Raw genomic sequence first — 21,900 nt, 5'->3', positions numbered from 1 at the left:
CGATATGGGGCGAACCCCGCCGTTCCGGCCACCGAAGGCGCCTACCCCGGGCACCGACCCGATGGCCGGCGCATGGACCGCGACATAGCACAATCAATTGAAAGCAGTACATAAGAGAGCCGGGGGGCCACACGATGCCGTCTGAGTACGCCAAGTCGCTGGGTGCACGACTCCGCGCAATCCGCACCCAGCAGGGTCTGTCCCTGCACGGAGTCGAAGAGAAGTCCCGTGGACGTTGGAAGGCGGTCGTCGTCGGCTCCTACGAGCGCGGCGATCGTGCGGTCACGGTGCAGAAGCTTGCCGAGCTGGCTGATTTCTACGGGGTGCCGGTCTCCGAGCTGCTTCCCGGCGGTGCGGCTCCGAGCCCGCTCGGCCCGACGCCCAAGCTTGTGATCGACCTTGAGCGCCTCTCCCAGCTCCCCAAGGAGAAGGCCGGGGCGCTCGCCCGTTACGCGGCCACCATCCAGAGTCAGCGTGGCGACTACAACGGCAAGGTGCTGTCCATCCGCCAGGAGGATCTGCGCTCCCTCGCCGTGATCTACGACAAGTCCCCCAGCGAGCTCACCGAGGAGCTCATCAACTGGGGCGTCCTGGACCCCGAGGCGCGCCGCGCCGTCGAGTCCTTCTGACACCGCCGGTCGCGGGCGCGCCGCACCCCGGCGCGCCCCGCCGCCGGATCCCGCCCCGCGCCGAACATCGCGTGTAACCCGCCGCCGAGTCCCATCGTTGTGGTAGGAAAAAGCAAACGTCTCATGTGACGAGACGTATGGACGGCGCGACCCGGCGATGACGAGGCGTGGTGGAGATGCGCGGACGAGAGGATTCCCCGAATCCTCCTCCACCGCGCCCGGACGGCCGCCTCCGCGCCCTCGTGGCCTCCGTGCGCTCCACCTGGGCCCTCGCCCTGGCCAGGGTGCTCTCCTCCGTCGAGACGAGCAAGACCCAGGCCACCCTGAAGTCGCTACCGTTCATCGTGATGGCCGTGGTGGCCGTGATCGACCTGGCCTCGGGACCCACCGCGGGCCTCCTCCCCCTGCTGGCCCTGGGACCCGCCTTCGCCAGCGTGGCGTGCGGGCCGGCCCGGACCACGCTGATCGGCACCGTCGCCCTGGCCCTCTGCGTCCCCCTCGGCCTCTACAACGGCATCCTCTGGACCTCCCGCACCGGCATCACCGCCACGGCCATCCTCGGCGTGACGACGGCCAGCGTCCTGGCCAGCGCCGGAAGGATCCGCCACGAGCGGCGGCTCGCCGACGTGCGCTCGGTCGCCGAGGCCGCCCAGCGGGTGCTGCTCCGCCCGGTGCCGCGCCGCGCCGGGCCGGGCATCGGCGTCGCCGTCTCCTACACCTCCGCCACCGCCGAGGCCCGGATCGGCGGCGACCTGTACGAGGTGGTGACCACTCCGCACGGAGTCCGGATCATCGTGGGCGACGTCCAGGGCAAGGGACTGGAGGCCGTCGAGACCGCGGCGGTGGTGCTCGGCGCCTTCCGGGAGGCCGCCTACGACGAGGACAAGCTCCAGGGGGTGGTCAACCGCCTGGAGAACGCGCTGACCCGGGAGCTCTCCGGCGAGCAGTTCGTCACCGCCGTGCTCGCCGAGCTCACCGGGGGCGACTGCCTCACCGTCCTGAACTGCGGCCACCCGCCGCCCATGGTCCTGGCCGCCGGCGGCGAGCACTGGTTCGCCGGCCCTCCGGAGGAGGCGCTGCCCCTCGGCATGGGCTCGCTGAAGGCGACCGACCCGGTGCCGTACCAGCTCCCGTTCGAACCCGGCGACCAGGTCCTCTTCTACACGGACGGCGTCGTCGAGGCCAGGGACGGAACGGGCCGGTTCTACCCGCTGGACTCCCGGGCGCACCTGCTGACCGGCGCCGACCCCCAGCTCGCCCTGGACGCCCTCCGCGCCGACCTGCTCCGCCACGTCGGCCGCCCGCTGGCCGACGACGCCGCCATGCTCCTGCTGCGCCACCGCTCCGCCCGTCCCACCCCCGCCGCCCGCAGCGCCGCCTGACCCGGCCCATCCGCGGCCGGGGCGATCCGCCATGATGGCGGATGACGCCGGTGGCCCAGGAGGATCCATGTCGCGTGATCGTGCGGCGGTCATGATCGAGCGCCAGGCGAGGTCCTGCGCGGACCTCGGATCGCCGCTCTACGCGGCGCTGCTCGGCCGGGTCGCGCAGGACGTCCGGGCGGGAGGCGCCTGCGCGGAGGCGGTCGCCGGATACGAGGACGCCCCCGGGCCCGACGCCGTCGCGCTGCGGCTGCTCGGCGGCGTCCACGCCCTCGTGCTCGCCGGCCGGGCTCCGGAGCTGGCCGCGCACTACCCCAGCGCGGGCGGGACCTTCGATCCGGACCGGCCCGACGCCTGCTGGCCGGCTTTCCGGCAGGCCGTCTCCTCCGGGATGGAGTGGGTCCGCGACTGGATGACCCGTCCGCCGCAGACGAACGAGGTCGGCCGGGCCAATCTCCTGATCACCGGGCTGCTGGCGGCCGCACGGAGTGCTCCGCTCCCCGTGCGGCTGTTCGAGCTGGGTTCCAGCGCCGGTCTCAACCTGCGCGCCGACCGGTTCCGCTACGTCGCCGACGGCTTCTCCTGGGGACCGGCGGACTCGCCGGTCGTCCTGGACGGCGCCTGGCGGGGAGCCCCGCCTCCGTGGCTGCCCGGAGCCGCCCGGGAACATCCGGCCCTGACGGTCGTCGAGCGGCGGGGGTGCGACCTGACCCCCATCGACCCCCTGTCGCCCGAGGGCGCACTGGCCCTGCGGGCGTACCTCTGGCCGGACCAGGAGGCCCGGGCCGCCCGGCTCGACGCCGCCCTGCGGCTGGCCGCCCGCGTGCCCGCGGAGGTCGGGACCGCCGGAGCCGCCGATTTCCTCACCGGAGTCCGGCTCGTGCCGGGCACTCTCACCGTCGTCTGGCACTCGATCATGCGCCAGTACGTCCCGGCCGGCGAGTGGGCCCGCGTGGAGGACGAACTGGAACGGCTCGCCTCGGCCGCCACTCCGGACGCGGGATTCGCCCACATCTCCTTCGAGCCGCGCAGGGCCGGCGGCGGGCACCGTTTCCGGCTGGCCGTACGCCTCGGCGGCGCGGCGGAGGAGGTCCTGGCCGACGCCGCTCCGCACGGCCTCCCCGCCTGCGACGTCACCGCCTGAACCTCCCGCGCGAGGAGGGCACCCGCCTCCCGGCCTCCCGTGCCCCGGCCTCCAGCACCCCCGGCCTCCCGTGCGCCCGCCCTCGTACGCCCTCAGCCGAGGAGGGACTCGACGGCCTCCTCGTCGCGGGCGACCACGGCGCGGCCGTCGCCGGTCAGCACGATCGGCCGCTGGATCAGCACGGGGTCGGCGACCAGGATCGCGATCCACTCGTCCCGGTCGTGCTCCCGGTCCGCCAGCCCGAGCTCCTTGGCACGGGCCTCGCCCATCCGGGTGATGTCCCAGGGCTCCATGCCGAGCCGGTCGAGGACCTCGGAGAGCTCCTCGACCGTGGGAGGGTCGTCGAGATAGCGGCGGACGACCACGTCCCCGCCGGAGTCGGTGAGGGCGCAGAGCGCGTTGCGGCTCTTGGAGCAGCGCGGGTTGTGCCAGACGGTGGTGGTCACTCCACCTCCACGGCCGTGCCGTCGGTGAGGCGGATCAGCTCGGTGTAGGAGGTCGGGAAGACCGTGTGCGGGTGGCCGGCCGCGGCCCAGACCACCTCGTGCCGGGCCAGCCAGGTGTCGACCAGCGTGCGGACCGGGGCCGGGTGGCCGATCGGGGCGACGCCCCCGATGGCCTGTCCGGTGGCCGCGCGGACGAACTCCGGCGTGGCCCGCTTCACCTCGGCCGCACCGACCGTCCGGGCGATCAGGCCGGTGTCCACCCGGTGGGCTCCGCTGGTGAGGACGAGGAGCGGCGCGCCGTCGGCGTCGAAGACCAGGCTGTTGGCGATGGCGCCGACCTCGCAGCCGAGCTGCGCGGCGGCGGTGGCGGCCGTCGGGGTGGCCTCGGAGAACACGACGATCTCGCCGGTGGCGCCGTGCTCGCGCAGGGCGGCGGCCACCTTCTCGACATTGGGATGCAACTTTTCTGGCACCCGCCCACTCTAAACACACCGACCGTGGATTACCGCTCCATAACCGTCCCCAGGGGCAGGAGACCGGTGCGCTATGGTCCGTTGATCCGTTTTCGGTTATGCGAGGGGATGAAGTTACGTGGGCGTTGCACGGCGGCTCGCAGTGGCCGCACTGACGACGGCGGGAGCCGTGATCCTGTCCTCCGCCGCCACCGCGGGCACGGCCGCCGCGGCCCCGGCCCCGGCGGTGGCGGGCACCGCCGGGACGGTCACCGCGGGGGCGGCCGCGGCGAAGGCCGGGACGGCCCCCTTCACCGCCCCGGGGAAGACGCTCAAGCCGGGCGCCAGGGGCGCGGCCGTCAAGGCGCTCCAGCGCAGGCTGAAGGAGCTCGGCTACCATCCGGGGAAGATCGACGGCCGGTACGGCGGGGCGACCCAGGCCGCGGTGTGGGCGTTCCAGAAGGTCAACGGGCTTCCGCCGAGCGGCACCGTCGCCCGGCGCACCTGGAACGCTCTAGAGGATCCCCGCGACCCGAAGGCGCTGGTGCCCGAGGGCAGGCCGACCAGGGTCGAGGTGAACCTCGCCAAGCAGGTGGTGGTGCTCTACGTCGGCGGGCGGGTGAGGCTGATCAGCCACGCCTCCTCCGGCAGCGGGGTCCCCTACTGCGAGACGGCCGTCTGGCAGGGCACGTCGCAGCGGTTCTGCGGCGACGCCCGAACGCCGACGGGCGACTACAAGACGACCTGGCGCAGGGACGGCTGGCACCGCTCCTACCTGGGGCAGCTCTACAACCCGATCTTCTTCAACGGCGGGATCGCCTTCCACGGCGCGCTCTCGGTGCCGCTGACGCCGGCCTCGCACGGGTGCGTGCGGCTGCCGATGCACGTGGCCGAGATCCTGCCCGGCCTGGTCGGCACCGGGGTGCCGGTCCACGTCCGGGGGAGGTTCGCCCGCTGACCCGCGCCCCGGCCCGGAGGCCGGGATCCGGCCGGTGCCGCCGGTGCGGCGCCTCCGCGGCCACCGGTGCGGGCGCGAATCGCCGCGGACGGGAGCCCCGGGAGATCTCGATCTCCCGGGGCTTTCCCGTTCACAGAGTGATCGAACTTTTGTTCGTCGATTTACTTGACACCATCGATGATCGAATTTATGTTCGATGCAATGACGTGGGACTCGCAGCTCACGTTCAGGGCGGTCGGTCGCGCCCCCGCCACCGGAGAGGCGGCGGGGGCGCAGCCGGGGCGGACGGAGAGAGGGGAAGCTCTTCGTCCGGCCGCCCGGCGGAATTGTCGGTGGGGCCTGCGACCCTGGTTTCACCGGCGGAAACGCCGGGAGCCGCTTGCGACCAAGTGAGGAGCAGTGATGACCCCTCGGCTCAGCGACCCCGGCGGGCCCCGGCTGTCGCCCACGGTTCGAGCACGCCTGACCGACGCGCGCGACTGCCTGGAAGAGGCTGCGGGCGCCCGCACCTCGGCGGAGCGCTACGTCGCGGCGCACCTGGCCGCGCTCCGGGCCGCCGCGGCCATCCTGGCCGCACGCCCCCGGCCGATGGACGGCCGCAGGCGCAGGCTCCGCAGCGCCTGGGAGCTCCTGCCCGAGGCCGAGCCCCGGCTGGCCGACTGGGCGCCCTACTTCGAGGTGAGTGCGGCCAGGCGAGCCGCGATCGAAGCGGGGATGACCCATGCGGTGCCGGCCCGCGACGCCGAGGAGCTGATCTCCGAGGCGGAGCGGTTCGTCACCACGGTGGAGACGATGCTCGGCCTGCCCGCCCAGCCCGCACTGCCCGCCCACGTCCCCCTGGCCGGCTAGACGGCGGGAGCGGGCCCCGGCGGACGGCGTTTCACCTTTTTAACGAAAAATACTGAACGTCACTTTCGCCACCTTCACCGGATTGCAGCAGGTCGCCCCTGCTAAGGTGCGAAAAGTGATCGGACTGCGACGAGTCGGCCCCGACGAGTTCGCCACTCGGCTGGATTCGGTTCTCGACATATACACGGCGGCGATGCGACCACCCTCCGACCAGCTCGCCGGCCGCCAGGCGATCATGGGGAACCACTCCACCCACCCCGGCTTCACCTGCCTGTTCGCCGAGACCTCCGAGGGAAGGCCGGTGGGGGTCGCCTACGGTTTCCACGGCGCGCCCGGCCAGTGGTGGCACGACGTGGTCCACCAGGCCGTCTCCGACCGGCTCGGCGGAGGGAAGGCGCTCGCCTGGCTGGGCGACGCCCTGGAGATCGCCGAAGTCCACGTGCACCCCGACTACCAGGGCAAGGGCATCGGCCGCTCCCTGGTCACCGCACTGTGCGCCGGCCGTCCCGAGCGCACCGCCATGCTGTCCACCCGCGACCAGCCCACCGCGGCCCGGCACCTCTACCGCACGCTGGGCTTCGTCGACCTGCTCACCTGGTTCGTCTTCCCCGGCGGCTACGAGCACTACGCCATCGCCGGCGCCGCGCTCCCGCTGGCGGAGCACACCGCCGCCCCGGGACCGCTCGCCTCCTGACCCGCCTCGCGTGGGCCCTGCCCGCACGGCGCGCCGGCCCTGCCGACGTCCGCCGCGGGCCTCGCCGTACGGGCCGGGCTCACGCGGTGAGCGGAGCGGCCTCGCGTGCGAAGTCGAGGGCCTGGAAGACCTCCCGGGTCGCGCTGGACCTGTTGAAGGTGATGAAGTGGATGCCGGGCGCGCCCTCGTCGAGCAGGGTCTGGCAGAGCTCGGCGGCGTGCTCGATGCCCAGCCTCCGGACGGCGGCGGGGTCGCCCGCGACCGCCTCGAAGCGGGCGGCCACCTCGGGCGGGAACGGCGCGCCGGAGAGCTGCTCGGACCTGGCGATCGTGCTCATCTGGGTGACCGGCATGATGCCGGGGATGATCGGGGTGTCGCAGCCCCGGGCCGCCACCCGGTCGCGCAGCCGCAGGTAGTCCTCCGCGCGGAAGAACATCTGGGTGATGGCGTAGTCGGCGCCGGCCCGGCACTTGCGCACGAAGTACTCGGTGTCGGACTCCACCGAGGCCGACCTCGGGTGCTTGTAGGGGAAGGCCGCCACGCCCACGCAGAAGTCGCCGGACTGGCGGATCAGCCGGACCAGCTCCTCGGCGTAGAGCACCCCCTCGGGGTGGCGCACCCACTCCCCCGTCGGGTCGCCGGGCGGGTCGCCCCGCACGGCCAGGATATTGCGCACGCCCGCCCCGGCGAACCTGCCCACCAGGTGGCGCAGCTCGCGGATGGAGTGGTTGACCGCGGTGAAGTGCGCCACCGGGGTCAGCGTGGTCTCGTGGGCGATCCGCTCCACGATCTCGACCGTGCGGTCCCGGGTGCCGCCGCCGGCGCCGTAGGTGACGGAGACGAAGGTGGGACGCAGCGCCTCCAGCTCCCGGATGGCGCGCCAGAGCTGCCGCTCCCCCTCGTCGGTCTTCGGAGGGAAGAACTCGAAGGAGAACGAGCGGCCACCGCCGGCGAGGAGCTCGCGCACGGTGGGCACACGATCGGGGAGAATCGAAGGGCGACCCAGAGCCATGCCCCCAAGACTACTGGCACGGCCGCCGGGAGGCCTCTCCGGCGGCGCCGCCGCCGCCACGGCCACCCGCTTGATCAGGATTTCGCCCGCGGAGGTTAATCTCTCTGCATGACCGCTTCCGCAACCGCGCTGGACCTCGTCCGCTCCGAAGTGGACCGCTCCCTCCGGACGTTCATCGACCGGCAGCGCCCCCAGGTCAGCGCCCCTGAGCTCGCTCCCCTCGTCGCCGCCGTCGACGACTTCCTGAGCGGCGGGAAACGGCTCCGTCCGGCCTTCTGCTACTGGGGATGGCGCGGCGCGGGCGGCGGCGACGACCCCGCCCTCTTCACCGCGGCGGCCTCCCTGGAACTGCTCCAGGCCAGCGCGCTCGCGCACGACGACGTGATGGACGCCAGCGACCTGCGCCGGGGCATGCCCTCGGCGCACCGCCGTTTCCAGGCGCTGCACGAGAAGGCGGGCTGGCACGGCTCCGCGGAGCAGTTCGGCGAGGGCGCCGCCATCCTGCTGGGCAACCTGCTGCTGGTCTGGTCCGGCGAGATGTGGCGGACCAGCGGGCTGCCGCCGGCCGCTCTCGCCGCGGCCCAGCCGGTCTACGACCACATGCGCACGGAGCTGATGTGCGGTCAGTACCTGGACCTGCTGGAGCAGGCCCACGGCGAGAACACCTTCGACAGCGCGCTGCGGGTCGCGCTGTTCAAGAGCGGGAAGTACTCGGTGGAGCACCCGCTCCGGCTCGGCCTGGTGCTGGCCGCCCAGGAGCGGGAGCCGTGGATCGACCGCCTCTGCGAGGAGTACGGCCGCAGCGTCGGCATCGCCTTCCAGCTCCGCGACGACATCCTCGGCGTGTTCGGCGATCCGGCCGAGACGGGCAAGCCCGCCGGCGACGACCTCCGGGAGGGCAAGCGGACGATGCTCATCGCCCGCACGCTCGCCGCGGCCTCCCCCGCCCAGGCGGAGGAGGTGCGCCGCACTCTCGGGGATCCGGAGCTGGGCGCGGACGGGGTCGGCCGCCTGCGCCGGGTCATCGAGGAGACGGGGGCGGTCGACGCCTGCGAAAAGATGATCAACGACTATCTCGCGGAGGCCCTGGGCTCGCTGGAGGACGCCCCGATCACGCCGGAGTCGCGCACCGCCCTGGCCGACCTGGCCGTGGCCGCGACCTCCCGCCGGACCTGAGCGGCCGCCGGGGAGCCTCCCCGGCGGCCCGTCAGCTCTCCGGGGCCGCCCCGGTCAGCCTCCGCCTGAACTCCGCCGCGGCCGCCTTCGGGTCGTCGGCCTCGGTGATGGCCCGGACGACCACGACGCGGCGCACGCCGTACGACATGACCTCGTCCAGGTTGCCGAGGTCGATGCCGCCGATGCCGAACCACGGGCGGCCGGTGTCCAGCGCGGCGGCGTGCTCCAGCAGGGACGGCCCGGGCGCGTGCCGCCCGGGTTTGGTGGGCGTCGGCCAGATCGGGCCGCAGCAGAAGTAGTCGACTCCGGGTTCGACCGCCGCGGCGGACGCCTCCTCGGGGGCGTGAGTGGAGCGCCCGATGAGGATGTCGTCGCCGAGCATGTCGCGCACGACCGGCACCGGCAGGTCGTCCTGGCCGAGATGGAGCACGTCCGGACGGGCCGCGTAGGCGATGTCCGCCCGGTCGTTGACCGCCAGGAGCCTGCCGTGCCGGTCGCAGGCGTCGCGGAAGACCTCCAGGAGCGCGAGCTCCTCGCGTGCCTCGAGCCCCTTCTCGCGCAGTTGCACGATGTCGACGCCGCCCGCGAGGGCGGCGTCGAGGAACTCGGCGAGGTCTCCCCGCTTCCGGCGGCCGTCAGTGCACAGGTACAGGCGGGCGTCAGAAACCGAGGGCCTGGGCACGCCGCTTGACCTCGGTATGGCGGCCCGCGAGGATCGCGTCGACCGGAGACCCGGGGATGGTCTCGTCGGGGGTGAACAGCCAGCGGAGCGACTCCACGTCGTCGTAGCCGGCGTCCAGCAGCACGGTGAGCGTGCCCGGCAGGCCCTTGACGACGTCGTTGCCGGCGAGGAAGACGGCGGGCACCTGGGGCTCGCCACCACCCCTGCGGACTCCGATGAGCTTGCGGTCCTTGAGGAGTTGCTTCGCGCGACCGATGCTGAGGTCGAGCCTCCTGGCCACCTCGGTCAAGGTGAGCCACTCGCCCACCAGCTCGTCGGTCTCCCGGTCGATCTGCGCAACAGAAAGCGTCACGAATCCACCACTACCACATCGGGCCCTTCGCCAAACACCGGCGGCGAGGTTACGCCGCCGTACAGTCGCGCAACGCTATCGCAGGGTCGGCCAGACGATCGACGTCGACCGCCTGCCCGCTCTCGATGAGGCGGCGGCCCTGGAGGAGGTCGCGGGGCCGGTCCACGGCCAGGACCGCGGTGAGCCTGCCGTCGCCGGCCACCCAGCAGACCGCCCACCGGCCGCCGGAGGGGTCTCCGGCGGGGTCGCCGCGCATGACGAGGCGGGCGCCGGTGTGGTCGCCGGCGTACTGCACCATGTGGCCGAACTGCTCGGACCAGAAGTAGGGGACCGGGTCGTAGACCGCCTCCTCTCCCAGGAGGGCCGCCACGGCCACGTCCGGGGCGCCCAGCGCGGTGTCCCAGTGCTCGACCCGGAGGCGGCGGCCGTACCGGCGCGACCACCAGGCCGCGCAGTCGCCCACCGCGACCACGCCGGGCATCGAGGTGCGCAGGTGCTCGTCGGTGGCGACGCCGTCGTCCAGCTCGACGCCCGAGCCCGCCAGCCACTCCACCGCGGGCCGCACGCCGACGCCGGTGACGACGACGTCGGCCTCGACCGCGGAGCCGTCGGCGAGGGTGAGCCCGCCGGTGTCGACGGAGGCGACGGCGGTGCCCGGGCGCAGGTCGACGCCGGCCTGGCCGTACCAGGGGGCGGTGTGCGCGCCGACGGGGCCGAGCGCGGCGGCCAGCGGGTGGGCGGCGGCCTCGACGACGGTGACGGCGCATCCGGCCCTGCGGGCGGCGGTCGCGACCTCGGCGCCGATCCAGCCGGCCCCGACGACGGCGACCCGGACGCCCTCGGCGAGGCGGGCGCGCAGGCCGAGCGCGTCGTCGATGGTGCGCAGCACGTACTGCGGGCCGTCGCCGCGCAGCCGGATCGGGCTCGCGCCGGTGGCGACGACCAGGCCGTCGTAGGCCAGCTCGCCCTCGGTGGTCTCCACCACGCCCTGGCGCAGCCCCTTGGCGGCCACGCCCGCGCGGAAGTCCACCTCCAGCGCGTCCAGGTCGGAGTCGACGATCGTGGAGTCGGTCTCGCCGAGCAGGACCGCCTTGGACAGCGGCGGGCGATCGTAGGGGCGATGCGGCTCGTCCCCGATCAGCGTGATCTCACCGCCGAACCCGTGGGCCCGCAGCGCTTCGACACTCCGCACACCGGCGAGGCCGGCGCCAACCACCACGACACGATTCACAGAAACGACCCTAAGCTCCGGGACCGGCCCCCCGCCAACGGCCCTTTGATCACGAAAACGGTATTTACCTCACATTCACCGCGATGAGTGTGTTGTGGCAGGGCCTAAGGTGGGAGGCGTACAACGCGCGGGAGCCCGGCACGCACCGGGCTGAGAGGAGGGCTGCGGGCCCTCGACCGCCAGGGACCTGATCCGGATCATGCCGGCGAAGGGAGCGGAGCGACCATGCCGCCCACGGCCGTACCGGCCTCTCCACGGAGTCCTTCCCCCGGGACCCCCTACGACCTCCTCCTGATCGGCGGCGGCGTCATCGGCCTCTCGGCCGCCTGGCGCGCCGCCCGGCGCGGCCTGCGGGTGGCGGTGGCGGACCCCGCCCCGGCCTCCGCCGCCGCGGCCTCGCACGCCGCCGCGGGCATGCTGGCGCCGGTCAGCGAGGTGACCTACACCGAGGAGCCGCTGCTCCGGCTGGGCCTGGCCTCGCTGGCCCGCTGGCCCGCGTTCGCCGCCGAACTCGCCGCCGACAGCGGGCACGACCTCGACTACCGCGCCGAGGGCACGCTGGAGGTCGCCTTCGGCTCCGACGACCTGGCGGTGCTGGACGAGCTCGCCGCCTTCATGCGCAAGCTCGAACTGCCGGTCGAGCGGCTGACCGGGCGCGAGTGCCGCCGGCTGGAGCCGATGCTCGCCCCCGCCGTCCGCGGCGGCCTGCTGGCTCCGGGGGACGCCTGGGTGGACCCCCGGCGGGTCACCCGCGCCCTGCTGGCCGCGCTGGAGCGGCGGGGCGTCACCCTGATCCCCGCCCGGGTGGCGGGGCTGGAGCGCTCCGGAGAGGCGGTCACCGGTGTACGGCTCGCGCCGGACGGCGGCTCTCCGGACGGCGGCTCTCCGGACGGCGGCTCTCCGGACGGCGGGGTGGTCCGCGCCCGGCGGACGGTCCTGGCGGCCGGGGCCTGGTCGGGGGCGATGGAGGGGCTGCCGCCCGAGGTGCTCCCGCCGGTCCGCCCGGTCAAGGGCCAGATCATGCGGCTGCGCTCCCCCGAGCCGATCCTGCGGCGGTGCGTGCGCGGGTCCGTGCACGGCTCGTACGTCTACCTCGTGCCGCGCGGCGACGGGGAGCTGGTCCTCGGGGCCACCCAGGAGGAGCTGGGCTTCGACACCCGGGTGACCGCCGGGGGCCTGTGGGAGCTGCTGCGCGACGCGCGGGAGCTGGTCCCCGGCGTGACCGAGCTGGAGGTGGCCGACGTGGTGGCGGGGCTGCGCCCGGGCACCCCGGACAACCTGCCGCTGATCGGCCCCACGGTCCTGCCGGGCCTGTCGCTGGCGACCGGGCACCACCGGGGCGGCGTGCTGCTGGCCCCGCTCACCGCGGCCCTCCTCACCGGCGAGGCGGGCGACGACGAGGGAGAAGGATTGGCGGCGCTCTGCTCGCCTCTCCGTTTCCATGAGAACCCGCGGGTCGGGGAGAACGCATGAACGTGACCATCAACGGCGCCGCGCACGAGCTGCCCTCCGGGGCCACCGTGGCGCAGGCCGTACGGAAGCTGACCGAGACCCGCAGCGGTGTCGCGGTCGCGGTGAACGACGAGGTCGTCTCGCGGGGCGCGTGGGACTCCACGGCGCTCGCCGAGGCCGACCGGGTCGAGGTCCTCACCGCGGTCCAGGGAGGATGACGTGGACGACCTGATCATCGGCGGGGAGAAGTTCTCCTCCCGGCTCATCATGGGCACCGGCGGCGCCCCCTCGCTGGAGGTGCTGGACGCCGCGCTCGCCGCCTCGGGCACCGAGCTGACCACCGTCGCGATGCGGCGGCTGGACCCGTCGGCCCGGGGCTCGGTCCTGGACGTGCTGCGCGCCCGCGGCATCAAGGTGCTGCCGAACACCGCGGGCTGCTTCACCGCCGGCGAGGCGGTGCTGACCGCCAGGCTCGCCAGGGAGGCGCTGGAGACGGACTGGGTCAAGCTGGAGGTCATCTCCGACGAGCGCACCCTGCTGCCCGACCCCATCGAGACCTTCGACGCGGCCGAGCGGCTGGTCGCCGACGGGTTCACGGTCCTGCCCTACATCGGCGACGACCCGGCGCTGGCGCGCCGGCTGGAGCAGGCCGGCTGCGCGGCGGTGATGCCGCTGGGCGCGCCGATCGGGTCGGGGCTGGGCATCCGCAACCCGCACAACATCGAGCTCATCGTGGAGGCCGCGGGCGTGCCGGTGATCCTGGACGCCGGGATCGGCACGGCGAGCGACGCCGCCCTCGCGATGGAGCTGGGCTGCGACGCGGTGCTGCTGGCCACGGCGGTGACCCGGGCGCAGCGGCCGGAGCTGATGGCCGAGGCCATGCGCTCGGCGGTGCGGGCCGGGCGGGCGGCCCGGCTGGCCGGACGGATCCCCCGCCGTAGATACGCAGAAGCCTCATCTCCCATGAATCCATGACCAAACGCCACGTATCCGCATCGGTTTGGGTGGCGAGCACCCGGGGAACGGCAAAACGCCCGTAAACTCAGGCAGGTGGACACGACGCTAACCGACCCCCTCGTCGGGAAACTGCTCGACGGGCGTTACCGCGTTGAGTCCCGGATCGCCCGGGGTGGCATGGCCACCGTCTACCTGGCCCTGGACGTCCGGCTCGACCGTACGGTCGCCGTCAAGGTGATGCACCGCTCCCTCGCCGAGGACCCCGCCTTCGTGCGGCGGTTCATCGGTGAGGCCAAGTCGGTGGCGAGCCTCTCGCACCCCAACGTGGTGCACGTCTTCGACCAGGGCACCGACGGGGACAACGTCTACCTCTCGATGGAGTACGTACCGGGCCGCACCCTGCGCGACGTGCTCCGCGAACGGGGCAGGCTGCCCGCCCGGGAGGCCCTGGAGGTCATGATCCCGGTGCTCGCCGCGCTGGGCTCCGCCCACCAGACCGGGCTGATCCACCGGGACGTCAAGCCGGAGAACGTGCTGCTCACCGATGACGGCCGGGTCAAGGTCGTGGACTTCGGCCTGGCCCGCGCGATCGAGGCGAGCAACCAGACGCGCACCGGCGTGATGATCGGCACCATCGGCTACATGTCGCCCGAGCAGGTGACCTCCGGCACCGCCGACGCGCGCAGCGACGTCTACTCGGCCGGGATCATGCTGTTCGAGCTCCTCACCGGGCGCCAGCCGTACGAGGGCGAGACCCCGATGTCGGTGGCCTACCGGCACGTCCACGACACCGTGCCGGCGCCCTCGGCGCTCCTGCCGGACTGCCCGCCGCTGCTGGACACCCTCGTCGCCCAGGCGACCGCCCGCGACCCCGCGACCCGACCGGCGGACGCCACGGCGATGCTGGTGGCCGCGGTCGACGCGCACCGGATGCTGCCCAGGGAGAGCGGTCCGATCCATTCGGGGCCGATCCATTCGGGGCCGGTGCAGCCGTTCCCGGCCACCCCGGCGCCGACCGCCCCGGCCGCGTCCCCCGCCCCCAACCACACGCTGATCCAGCCCCGCACCGACCTGCCCGACGGCCCCGCCGCCGACCAGGCGCCGCCCCGGGCCTCAGCGCGCAAGGGCTTCCGGCCGAACTGGTTCCTGATCGCGCTGGCCGTGGTGATGGCCGCCGCGGTCGGCGTGACCGGCTGGCTGTTCTCCCGCACCAGCACGGTCGTCGTGCCCGAACTGCTCGGCAAGAACATCGCGATCGCCGAGAGCCAGGCCAGGCAGGCCGGCTTCACGGTCAAGATCGGTGAGCCGGAGCACGACGAGAAGGTCACCAAGGGCAACGTGCTCCGGATCGACCCCGTCGCGGGGGCCGAGGTGGAGCCCGGTTCCCAGCTGGTCCTCATCGCCTCGGCCGGCCCCAAGCGGGTGAACGTGCCCAACGTGGTCGGTCTCAGCGAGGCCGACGCCCGGACGAAGCTGGGCGAGGCCGGGCTGGTCGTCGACGACGTCAAGAAGCAGGCCAGCGAGACCGTCCCGCGCGGCCAGGTGATGAAGACCAGCCCGGCCGTCGGCAACCCGGTCAAGGAGGGCAGCAAGGTCGACCTGGTCATGAGCGCGGGCCTGGTGATGCCCGACGTCATGGGGATGCACCGCGACCAGGCCGACGGGCTGCTGCGCGGCGCGGGCTTCGACCCCAGATTCGTCGAGCAGACCGACGGCGCCGAGCCGTGCACGGTCATCGCCCAGGACCCGCGGCCCAACGCCGAGGTCGACAAGGGCGCGGTGATCAACCTGACGCTCTCCGCGTGCAGCGCCGAGTGGCACTGGCCCTGGGAGAACAACGGCGAGAACGCCACCGACGACAACGTCATCATCATCCCCAACGTGATGTTCAAGGACGTCAAGGCCGCGCGCGACGAGCTGCGCGCGGCGGGGTTCAAGGCGGAGGTCAGGAAAGGGCTGAACCGGGGGCGGGTGCTGGCCCAGCGCCCGCCCGGCGGCCAGGCCGCCCCTCCGGGCACCAAGGTCACCCTCTGGCACTGAGGGGCACCGAGGGCGCTGAGGGGGCACCGAGGGCGCCCTCTGTCACTGAGCCGGGGCACTGAGCCGGGCCCCGCTCCCTCCGCGCTTGGTAACCTCCCCCGGTGAACCGCATTCAGCTCGCCGACGGGATCCACGCCGCCTTCACCGACCGGCACGGCGGGACGAGCGCCGCGCCGTACGGCAGCCGCAACCTCGGCGGCGGTGTGGGCGACGACCCGGAGGCGGTGCTCCGCAACCGGGCCGCGACGGCCGCCGACCTCGGGATCGACCCGGCGCGCGTGGTCATGATGCGGCAGGTGCACGGCGCCGGCGCGCTCCACGTCACCGAGCCGTTCGGCGCCGAACCGCCCCCGCTGGACGCGGTCTGCACGGACGTGCCGGGACTCGCGCTGAGCGTGCTGGTGGCCGACTGCGCCCCCGTCCTGCTGGCCGACCCCGTCGCCCGGGTCGTCGGCGCCGCCCACTCGGGACGGCCCGGCACCGCGGCGGGGGTGGTCCCCGCGCTGGTCGCGGCGATGGCCGGGCGCGGGGCCTCGCCCGCCCGGATGGTCGCGCTGGTCGGGCCGGCCGCGTGCGGGCTCTGCTACGAGGTCCCGGCCGGGATGCGGGCCGAGGTGGCCGAGGCGGTCCCGGAGGCCTGGGCGACCACCCGCTCGGGCACGCCCGCGGTGGACCTGCGCGCGGGGATCGCCGCGCAGCTCGCCAGGGTCGGGGTCGGAGACGTCCGGCACGACGCGCGCTGCACCATCGAGTCCCCCGAGCTGTTCTCCCACCGCAGGCAGCGGCCGACCGGCCGGTTCGCGGGCTACGTCTGGCTGGAGGGCTGAAGGGCCCCTCGCCGCGCCGGGCCGTTCAGCCCGCGCGTTCCAGGACCACCACGGGGATCTCCCGGTCCGCCGCCTCCTGGTAGTGCCGGTAGGACGGCATGGCCTCGGCCATGAGCCGCCAGAGCCGCGGCCTCTCCCCTGCGCCGGCGGTCCGCGCGGTCGCGGCGAACTCCTCCGTCCCGACCCGGACCACGACGCCGGGATCCGCCGCCAGGTTGAGATACCACGCGGGGTTCCCGGCCGCTCCCCGGTTGGAGGCGGCGACGACGTAGCGGTCTCCGTCCCGCACGTAGACCAGCGCCGTACGGCGCAGCCTGCCCGACCGGCGGCCGCGGGTCGTCAGCAGCAGGTCGTCCACCCCCGGCCGGGGCCGCCCGCCCGTCTCCAGGAAGCGGCGGATGTGCCCGGCCACCCAGCCGTCCGGGCTGTCGAGGACCTCCTCCGTCATCCTTCCTCCACCCCGAGGTGCGTACGGCGGTGCTCCGGCGCGTCGATCTCGTCGAGCAGCGCGACCGCGAAGTCGGCGTAGGAGATGCGGCTCGCCGCCGCGGCCGGGGCCGTACGGTACCGGCCGGTGCGCGCGCCGCCGTGGTCGAAGTCGCCGGCCGGGCTGACCACCAGCCAGTCGAGGGCGGCGCCCGCGGCGCGCAGCGCCTCGTTCCCCGCCGCGTGCCCCAGGTAGAAGTCGCGGTACTCCTGCGGGTAGCCGGGGGTGTCCATGAGGAGCGTCCCGGACGCGGTCTCCAGCACCGAGGCCAGGCCGACCACCAGCAGCCGGTCCGCACCGGCCCGGACGAGCCCGCCGGTCAGGGCGCGGGCGGCGGCGGGGAAGAAGGCCCCGGGCCGCGCGCCCAGGTCGGCGGCGGCGCTGATCGCGGCGTCGTGTCCCGCCGCGAGCCGGGCGACGGCGTCCGCGTCCGTGACGTCGCCCGCGACGACCCGCACGCCCCCCTCCGCGACGTGCTCCTCGGCGCCCGTCGCGCCGTCCGGGCCTCCGCCGGCCAGGCCGGGGTGCCGGGCCGGGTCGCGCACGACCGCGGTGACCCGGTGGCCGCGGCGGCGGGCCTCCCCGACGGCCGCCCGCCCGGCCCTGCCGCCCGCCCCGAAGATGATGATCCTGCTCATGCCGGCACCTCGCGTCCGTGGGCCGGGCTGATCTCCGGCCGCTCGCCCGGACGGTATCCGGCGCGGTGGTTACCTCCGGGTTACCGGCTACGGTGGAGCCGTGGGAAAGCCTCTCGACCCGGACATGTTCGACCCGGTGTGCCCCTCCGGCCTCAGCCCGATCCGCGTCGGCGACAAGTGGGCCGGGATGATCATCCGCTGCCTGGAGGACGGGCCGCGGCGCTTCTCCGAGCTCCGGATCCCGTTGCGGGGCGTCTCGGCGAAGGTGCTCACGCAGTCGCTGCGGTCCCTGGAGCGGGACGGGCTGGTCTCCCGTACGGCCCACGCGGGTCCGGCGCAGCGCGTCGAGTACGGGCTGACCCCGCTCGGCCGCAGCCTGCTCGGGCCGATGGACGCCCTGTGCGCCTGGGCCGAGGAGCACTGGGACGAGCTCCTCGACGCGCGGGAGTCCTTCGCGGTCGTCTGCGACGAGGCCGTGTAGGCCCCTCACACGCCCCATGCCGGCCGCCGCCGGATCCCCTTCTTGCGGCCGCCCGGAAGCCGGTCATGCCCGCGAAACACGCATCTCGTACTTTGGGCCGGTTCCGGGCGGCGCGGGTTTCCGTAGCATGGTCTGGTGCTCGCCCTTCTCCGCTCCGTCTGGGACGAGTCCCGTCCCCCCCGTCCACCGCTGCGGGTGTGGCGGGACTGGGCACTCGCAGGAGTGCTCGTACCGGCCGCGGTGCTCGAAGGAGTCCTGCGGCCGGACCTTCCGTGGCGGACCCTCTCGGTGTTCCTCGCCGTCGCGCTGGTGCCCACGCTGCTGTGGCGCCGGACCCGGCCGCTGCCGATGCTCGCGGTCTGCTTCACCGCCACGGGCCTGGTCCCGATGCTGCTGGGCGCGCCCCCGTCGGAGATGTACACGATGGTGTACCAGCTCATCCTGGTGTACTCGCTGTTCCGGTGGGGATCCGGGCGCGAGGCCGTGATCGGGCTGGTGATCATGCTCGTCGCGCTTCCCCTCTCGGTCCTGTCCGGCCGCACCCCCGGCGCCGACGCCGTCGGCGCGCTCACCTTCATGTTCTCGACCATCACCCTGGGCGCCGCGTTCCGGTACCGGGCCAGGGCGAGGATGCGCGAGCTCGACCAGGTCAAGCTGCTCGAACGCGAGCAGCTCGCCCGCGACCTGCACGACACCGTCGCCCACCACGTCTCGGCGATGGCGATCCGCGCCCAGGCGGGCCTCGCGACGTCGGCGTCGCGGCCGGACGCCGCGGCCGAGGCGCTCCGCGTGATCGAGGCCGAGGCGGCGCGCGCCCTCACCGAGATGCGCGCCATGGTGCGGGTCCTCCGCCAGGACCGGCCGGCGGATCTGGCGCCCGGCAGGCGTATCGCCGACCTCGAACACCTCGCCGGCCGATCCCGCTCCGGCCCGTCCGTCGACGTGGAGATCTCCGGCGACCTCGACGGCCTCCCGCCGCCGGTCGAGGCCGCGATCTACCGCCTCGCCCAGGAGTCGGTCACCAACGCCCGGCGGCACGCCCGTCACGCCACCCTCATCGAGGTCCGCGTCACCTCCGACGACACGTCGGTGCACCTGTGCGTGAGCGACGACGGCGACACCGGCGCCATGCGCCCGGCCGCGTCACCGGGATACGGGATCATCGGCATGATCGAGCGCGCCGGCCTGCTCGGCGGCTCCTGCGAGGCCGGGCCGAACCCCGGCCGGGGCTGGACCGTGACCGCCGTGCTGCCGCGGACCGGGGCGGCGACATGAGCATCCGGGTCCTCGTCGCCGACGACCAGGAGATCGTCCGTACCGGGCTCGTGATGATCCTCAACGCCCAGCCGGGCATCGAGGTCGTCGGCGAGGCCGCCGACGGGCGGCGGGCCGTCGAGCTCGCGCGGCGCCTGCGCCCCGACGTGTGCCTGTTCGACATCCGCATGCCCGGCCTCGACGGCATCCAGGCCACCCGGGCCCTCGCCGGACCGGACGTCGACGACCCCGTCCCCGTCGTCGTCATCACCACGTTCGACCTCGACGAGTACGTCTACGCCGCCCTGAGGGCGGGAGCCCGGGGGTTCCTGCTCAAGAACGCCGGCGCCGACCTGCTCTCCCAGGCCGTCCACGCCGCCGCCGGCGGCGACGCGCTCATCGCCCCGAGCGTCACCGCACGCCTGCTCGGGGCCTTCGCCGGGGCCGGGCCCGCCTCACAGCCGGCGCAGCCCGTCGAGGCGCTCACCGAGCGGGAGGAGCAGATCCTGGTCACCGTGGCCCGCGGGCGGACCAACAACGAGATCGCCGACGAGCTCTACATCTCCCTCAGCACCGTCAAGTCCCACGTCGCCAGCCTTATGGCCAAGCTCGGCGCGCGCAACCGCGTCGAGATCGCCATGTGGGCCTACGAGACCAACCGCGTCAGGAACTGAGCCGGACGCGGCTGCGGGTTCCCGCTCCCCTGCGGTCCGGGAACCCGGCGGGGGCACGCTCCTTCACCGGCCCGCGAGACCGCCCGCGGAGGCACCGGCGGGGCCTGCCGGAGACACGGACCGGATCACCGGCCGCCTGCGGATGACCCATTCGGCGACGGCGAGGTTGATCACCCAGCCGGCGGCCATGAGCATCGCCCTGGGGAACTCGCCGGGCGTCCCGAGGACCAGGAACCAGGGCACGTGGGTCAGCACCTGCGTGCCCGCGCCCAGGCCGATGGCGTAGCCGCGGATCATCCAGGCGCGGTGCCGGGCGACGTCCCGCCGCCGGATCGCGGCGAGTCCGAGGACGATGGCCAGGGCCATGGCCGAGCCGAACACGAGCCGGATCGCGGAAAGGAGGTCGCCGTCACCGGCGGGGAGGGGGTAGAACAGGGTCATCCACAGTCCCGAGAGCGCCGCGACCAGGCCGGCCGGGACCAGGACCCGTCCGGCGGCCCGGTGCCATCCGGGTCTCCGGCGCCGGAAACCGGCGGCGAACTGGAAGGCGCCCAGCACGCTGTACAGGCTGACGCCGACGATGTGCAGCACCACGGGCAGGGGCGCCGCGAAGAACCGTGCGTTCTCCGGCGTGATCGCCGCACCGCCGGCCAGCTCGGTCAGGCGGACCGCTCCGGCGATCATGGGAACGGCGCTGAGCGCGATCAGCCCGGCGGCCGCGCGCCACCCGGCCCTGGTGGAGGGGGCCGTGCGGGCCGCCCTGTTCCGGTCATCCGCCGGCCGGCCGCTCCGCGGCTTCTGCGGGGACGGGAGACGCCCCGTCGTGCTCTCGTCGGTCATGCCCCGATCGTGACGGCCGGGGCGGTGGCCGCTCATCGATAGATCGGCCCGATCCGGCCTGGCCGATCGTCCACCGGCGAGGCGTACTTTCGGCTGATGAGTCTTGCGCGCCGGTTTTTTACGCTGCTCTCCGATGGCTCGGGACACGCCCGTCACCGCGGTCCCCGATGGACCCGCACCACGACCGACGGCCGCGCCCGTGATCGACGAGGAGAATCCGATGAAGGCGTTCGTCCTGCGCTCGTACGGCTCACCCGACACCCTGGAGCTCACCGACATCGACGAGCCCGTGCCCGGCGACGACGAGGTGCTGGTCCGGGTGCGCGCCACCTCCGTCCAGCCCTACGACTGGCACCTCATCAGAGGGGAGCCGTACGTCGCGCGCCTGATGGGCGGCGGTCCCGGGCTGCGCAAGCCGAAGATCGGCATCCTCGGCGCCGACGTGGCGGGACAGGTCGAGGCGGTCGGCAGGAACGTGACGGGCTTCCGCCCCGGCGACGAGGTGTTCGCGATGCCCAAGCAGGGCGGCTTCGCCGAGTACGTGTGCGTCCGGGAGAGCGAACTGGCGCCGAAACCGGAGAGCCTGTCGTACGAGCAGGCGGCGGCGGTGCCGCTGGCGGCCTGCACCGCCCTGCTGGGCCTGCGCGACGACGGACGGCTCCAGCCGGGCCAGAAGGTCCTGATCAACGGGGCCTCGGGAGGCGTGGGCACGTTCGCCGTGCAGATCGCCAAGGCGTTCGGCGCGGAGGTCACCGGCGTCTGCAGCACGCGGAACGCGGACCTGGTGCGGTCGCTCGGCGCGGACGAGGTCATCGACTACACGAAAGAGGACTTCACCCGGAGCGGGCGGCGCTACGACATCCTGCTGGACAACGCGGGGAGCCGCCCGGGATCGGCATGCCGGCGGGTGCTGACCCCCAAGGGAGCCCACGTCATCGTCGGAGGGCCGGGCGGCCGATGGCTGAGCCCCGTCGGCCGCATCTTCTCCAGCCTCGTGGCGTCGCCGTTCGTGTCCCAGAGGATCGTCATGGCGGACGTGGTCCGGTGCACGGAGAACAAGCAGAACCTGATGACGCTGACCGGGCTCATCGAGGACGGGAAGGTCACTCCGGTCATCGACCGGAGCTACCCGTTCGCGGAGATCCCGGCGGCCGTCAGGTACCAGGAGACGGGCCGCGCCCCGGGGAAGGTCGTCATCACGCTCTGAGGCACCGGATCGCCGCCGGATCCCCGCTCGGCGGGG

At 73.9% G+C, this 21,900-nt stretch carries 25 protein-coding genes; 16 read left to right on the top strand and 9 right to left on the bottom strand.

The features are described from left to right. The first annotated feature begins 134 nt into the window (after positions 1–134). From bldD to FHS22_RS05500, 3 genes are all read left to right on the top strand, one after another. Positions 135–629 (top strand): transcriptional regulator BldD, encoded by a 495-nt coding sequence (gene bldD, locus FHS22_RS05510; protein WP_184938989.1) that lies wholly within the window; start codon positions 135–137, stop codon positions 627–629. A gap of 251 nt (positions 630–880) precedes the next feature. Continuing rightward, positions 881–2,011, top strand: coding sequence for a PP2C family protein-serine/threonine phosphatase (locus FHS22_RS05505; RefSeq protein ID WP_338047607.1), 1,131 nt, complete (start codon positions 881–883; stop codon positions 2,009–2,011). 67 nt (positions 2,012–2,078) lie between these two features. After that, a complete protein-coding gene (locus tag FHS22_RS05500; protein WP_184938987.1) occupies positions 2,079–3,155 on the top strand; it encodes a DUF2332 domain-containing protein in 1,077 nt (358 codons plus the stop codon). Between the two features lie 92 nt (positions 3,156–3,247). Here the strand turns inward: FHS22_RS05500 and arsC are convergent, their stop codons facing one another. Then, positions 3,248–3,601, bottom strand: coding sequence for an arsenate reductase (glutaredoxin) (arsC, locus tag FHS22_RS05495; protein WP_184938986.1), 354 nt, complete (start codon positions 3,599–3,601; stop codon positions 3,248–3,250). Then, positions 3,598–4,074, bottom strand: coding sequence for a YbaK/EbsC family protein (locus FHS22_RS05490; RefSeq protein ID WP_184938985.1), 477 nt, complete (start codon positions 4,072–4,074; stop codon positions 3,598–3,600). Before FHS22_RS05490 ends, arsC begins: the two co-directional genes overlap by 4 nt. 118 nt (positions 4,075–4,192) lie before the next feature. Here FHS22_RS05490 and FHS22_RS05485 point away from each other — a divergent pair, with 118 nt between their 5' ends. The 3 genes from FHS22_RS05485 to FHS22_RS05475 all read left to right on the top strand — a co-directional run bounded on the left by FHS22_RS05485 (position 4,193) and on the right by FHS22_RS05475 (position 6,554). Then, positions 4,193–5,011 (top strand): peptidoglycan-binding protein, encoded by an 819-nt coding sequence (locus FHS22_RS05485; protein WP_184938984.1) that lies wholly within the window; start codon positions 4,193–4,195, stop codon positions 5,009–5,011. Positions 5,012–5,413: 402 nt separating this feature from the next. Beyond that, complete coding sequence (locus FHS22_RS05480; protein WP_184938983.1) at positions 5,414–5,860, top strand: SAV_6107 family HEPN domain-containing protein; 447 nt, start codon at positions 5,414–5,416, stop codon at positions 5,858–5,860. Between the two features lie 106 nt (positions 5,861–5,966). After that, the gene (locus tag FHS22_RS05475; RefSeq protein WP_338047606.1) at positions 5,967–6,554 is read left to right on the top strand and encodes a GNAT family N-acetyltransferase; all 588 of its coding nucleotides are present in this window, start codon (positions 5,967–5,969) and stop codon (positions 6,552–6,554) included. 79 nt (positions 6,555–6,633) lie between these two features. Here the strand turns inward: FHS22_RS05475 and metF are convergent, their stop codons facing one another. Beyond that, positions 6,634–7,566, bottom strand: a complete 933-nt coding sequence (metF, locus tag FHS22_RS05470; RefSeq protein ID WP_184938981.1) for a methylenetetrahydrofolate reductase [NAD(P)H] — start codon at positions 7,564–7,566, stop codon at positions 6,634–6,636. Positions 7,567–7,674: 108 nt separating this feature from the next. Here metF and FHS22_RS05465 point away from each other — a divergent pair, with 108 nt between their 5' ends. After that, on the top strand, positions 7,675–8,742 hold the full coding sequence (locus FHS22_RS05465; RefSeq protein WP_184938980.1) for a polyprenyl synthetase family protein: 1,068 nt from the start codon (positions 7,675–7,677) through the stop codon (positions 8,740–8,742). Positions 8,743–8,773: 31 nt separating this feature from the next. Here the strand turns inward: FHS22_RS05465 and thiE are convergent, their stop codons facing one another. Genes thiE through FHS22_RS05450 form a run of 3 tightly spaced genes read right to left on the bottom strand, consistent with a single transcriptional unit; the run spans position 8,774 to position 11,007 of the window. Next, positions 8,774–9,424: a thiamine phosphate synthase gene (gene thiE, locus FHS22_RS05460; protein WP_184938979.1), complete on the bottom strand. Its 651-nt coding sequence runs from the start codon at positions 9,422–9,424 to the stop codon at positions 8,774–8,776. Continuing rightward, a complete protein-coding gene (locus FHS22_RS05455; protein WP_184938978.1) occupies positions 9,402–9,776 on the bottom strand; it encodes an Rv2175c family DNA-binding protein in 375 nt (124 codons plus the stop codon). The genes thiE and FHS22_RS05455 overlap by 23 nt, the downstream gene beginning before the upstream one ends. A 49-nt stretch (positions 9,777–9,825) precedes the next feature. Next, the gene (locus FHS22_RS05450) at positions 9,826–11,007 is read right to left on the bottom strand and encodes an NAD(P)/FAD-dependent oxidoreductase (RefSeq protein ID WP_184938977.1); all 1,182 of its coding nucleotides are present in this window, start codon (positions 11,005–11,007) and stop codon (positions 9,826–9,828) included. A 225-nt stretch (positions 11,008–11,232) separates the two neighbouring features. Here FHS22_RS05450 and thiO point away from each other — a divergent pair, with 225 nt between their 5' ends. The 5 genes from thiO (at position 11,233) to pgeF (ending at position 16,283) form a co-directional block, all read left to right on the top strand. Next, complete coding sequence (thiO, locus tag FHS22_RS05445) at positions 11,233–12,480, top strand: glycine oxidase ThiO (RefSeq protein WP_184938976.1); 1,248 nt, start codon at positions 11,233–11,235, stop codon at positions 12,478–12,480. Continuing rightward, positions 12,477–12,677: a sulfur carrier protein ThiS gene (gene thiS / locus FHS22_RS05440; protein ID WP_184938975.1), complete on the top strand. Its 201-nt coding sequence runs from the start codon at positions 12,477–12,479 to the stop codon at positions 12,675–12,677. The genes thiO and thiS overlap by 4 nt, the downstream gene beginning before the upstream one ends. A gap of 1 nt (position 12,678) precedes the next feature. Continuing rightward, positions 12,679–13,434, top strand: a complete 756-nt coding sequence (locus FHS22_RS05435) for a thiazole synthase (RefSeq protein WP_184938974.1) — start codon at positions 12,679–12,681, stop codon at positions 13,432–13,434. 75 nt (positions 13,435–13,509) lie between these two features. Further along, entirely contained in the window at positions 13,510–15,456 is a 1,947-nt protein-coding gene (gene pknB / locus FHS22_RS05430) for a Stk1 family PASTA domain-containing Ser/Thr kinase (RefSeq protein WP_184938973.1), read from the top strand. A 101-nt stretch (positions 15,457–15,557) separates the two neighbouring features. Beyond that, positions 15,558–16,283: a peptidoglycan editing factor PgeF gene (gene pgeF, locus FHS22_RS05425; RefSeq protein WP_377295529.1), complete on the top strand. Its 726-nt coding sequence runs from the start codon at positions 15,558–15,560 to the stop codon at positions 16,281–16,283. A 25-nt stretch (positions 16,284–16,308) separates the two neighbouring features. Here pgeF and FHS22_RS05420 read toward each other — a convergent pair whose 3' ends face one another. Next, positions 16,309–16,731 (bottom strand): nitroreductase/quinone reductase family protein, encoded by a 423-nt coding sequence (locus FHS22_RS05420; RefSeq protein ID WP_184938972.1) that lies wholly within the window; start codon positions 16,729–16,731, stop codon positions 16,309–16,311. Then, positions 16,728–17,408: an NAD(P)-dependent oxidoreductase gene (locus FHS22_RS05415; RefSeq protein WP_184938971.1), complete on the bottom strand. Its 681-nt coding sequence runs from the start codon at positions 17,406–17,408 to the stop codon at positions 16,728–16,730. The genes FHS22_RS05420 and FHS22_RS05415 overlap by 4 nt, the downstream gene beginning before the upstream one ends. A 100-nt stretch (positions 17,409–17,508) precedes the next feature. Between FHS22_RS05415 and FHS22_RS05410 the strand changes: the two genes are divergently transcribed. The 3 genes from FHS22_RS05410 (at position 17,509) to FHS22_RS05400 (ending at position 19,817) form a co-directional block, all read left to right on the top strand. Further along, entirely contained in the window at positions 17,509–17,889 is a 381-nt protein-coding gene (locus FHS22_RS05410; RefSeq protein ID WP_184938970.1) for a winged helix-turn-helix transcriptional regulator, read from the top strand. A 135-nt stretch (positions 17,890–18,024) separates the two neighbouring features. Continuing rightward, positions 18,025–19,164 (top strand): sensor histidine kinase, encoded by a 1,140-nt coding sequence (locus tag FHS22_RS05405; protein WP_184938969.1) that lies wholly within the window; start codon positions 18,025–18,027, stop codon positions 19,162–19,164. Further along, positions 19,161–19,817, top strand: coding sequence for a response regulator (locus tag FHS22_RS05400; protein WP_184938968.1), 657 nt, complete (start codon positions 19,161–19,163; stop codon positions 19,815–19,817). The genes FHS22_RS05405 and FHS22_RS05400 overlap by 4 nt, the downstream gene beginning before the upstream one ends. A 63-nt stretch (positions 19,818–19,880) precedes the next feature. Here the strand turns inward: FHS22_RS05400 and FHS22_RS05395 are convergent, their stop codons facing one another. Continuing rightward, positions 19,881–20,657 carry a DUF2306 domain-containing protein gene (locus tag FHS22_RS05395; RefSeq protein ID WP_184938967.1) on the bottom strand — a complete coding sequence of 259 codons (777 nt, stop codon included), beginning with the start codon at positions 20,655–20,657 and terminating at the stop codon, positions 19,881–19,883. A gap of 220 nt (positions 20,658–20,877) precedes the next feature. On the opposite strand from FHS22_RS05395, the gene FHS22_RS05390 reads away from it, so the two are divergent. After that, positions 20,878–21,864, top strand: coding sequence for an NAD(P)-dependent alcohol dehydrogenase (locus FHS22_RS05390; RefSeq protein WP_184938966.1), 987 nt, complete (start codon positions 20,878–20,880; stop codon positions 21,862–21,864). Positions 21,865–21,900: the final 36 nt, after the last annotated feature.

The sequence above is a fragment of the Thiemannella venezuelensis genome (genome assembly GCF_014203605.1).
In the GTDB taxonomy this organism is placed as follows: Bacteria; Actinomycetota; Actinomycetes; order Streptosporangiales; family Streptosporangiaceae; genus Planomonospora_A; species Planomonospora_A venezuelensis.
The sequence above is the reverse complement of the archived record's forward strand: the minus strand, read 5'-3'. Positions and strand labels throughout refer to the sequence as shown.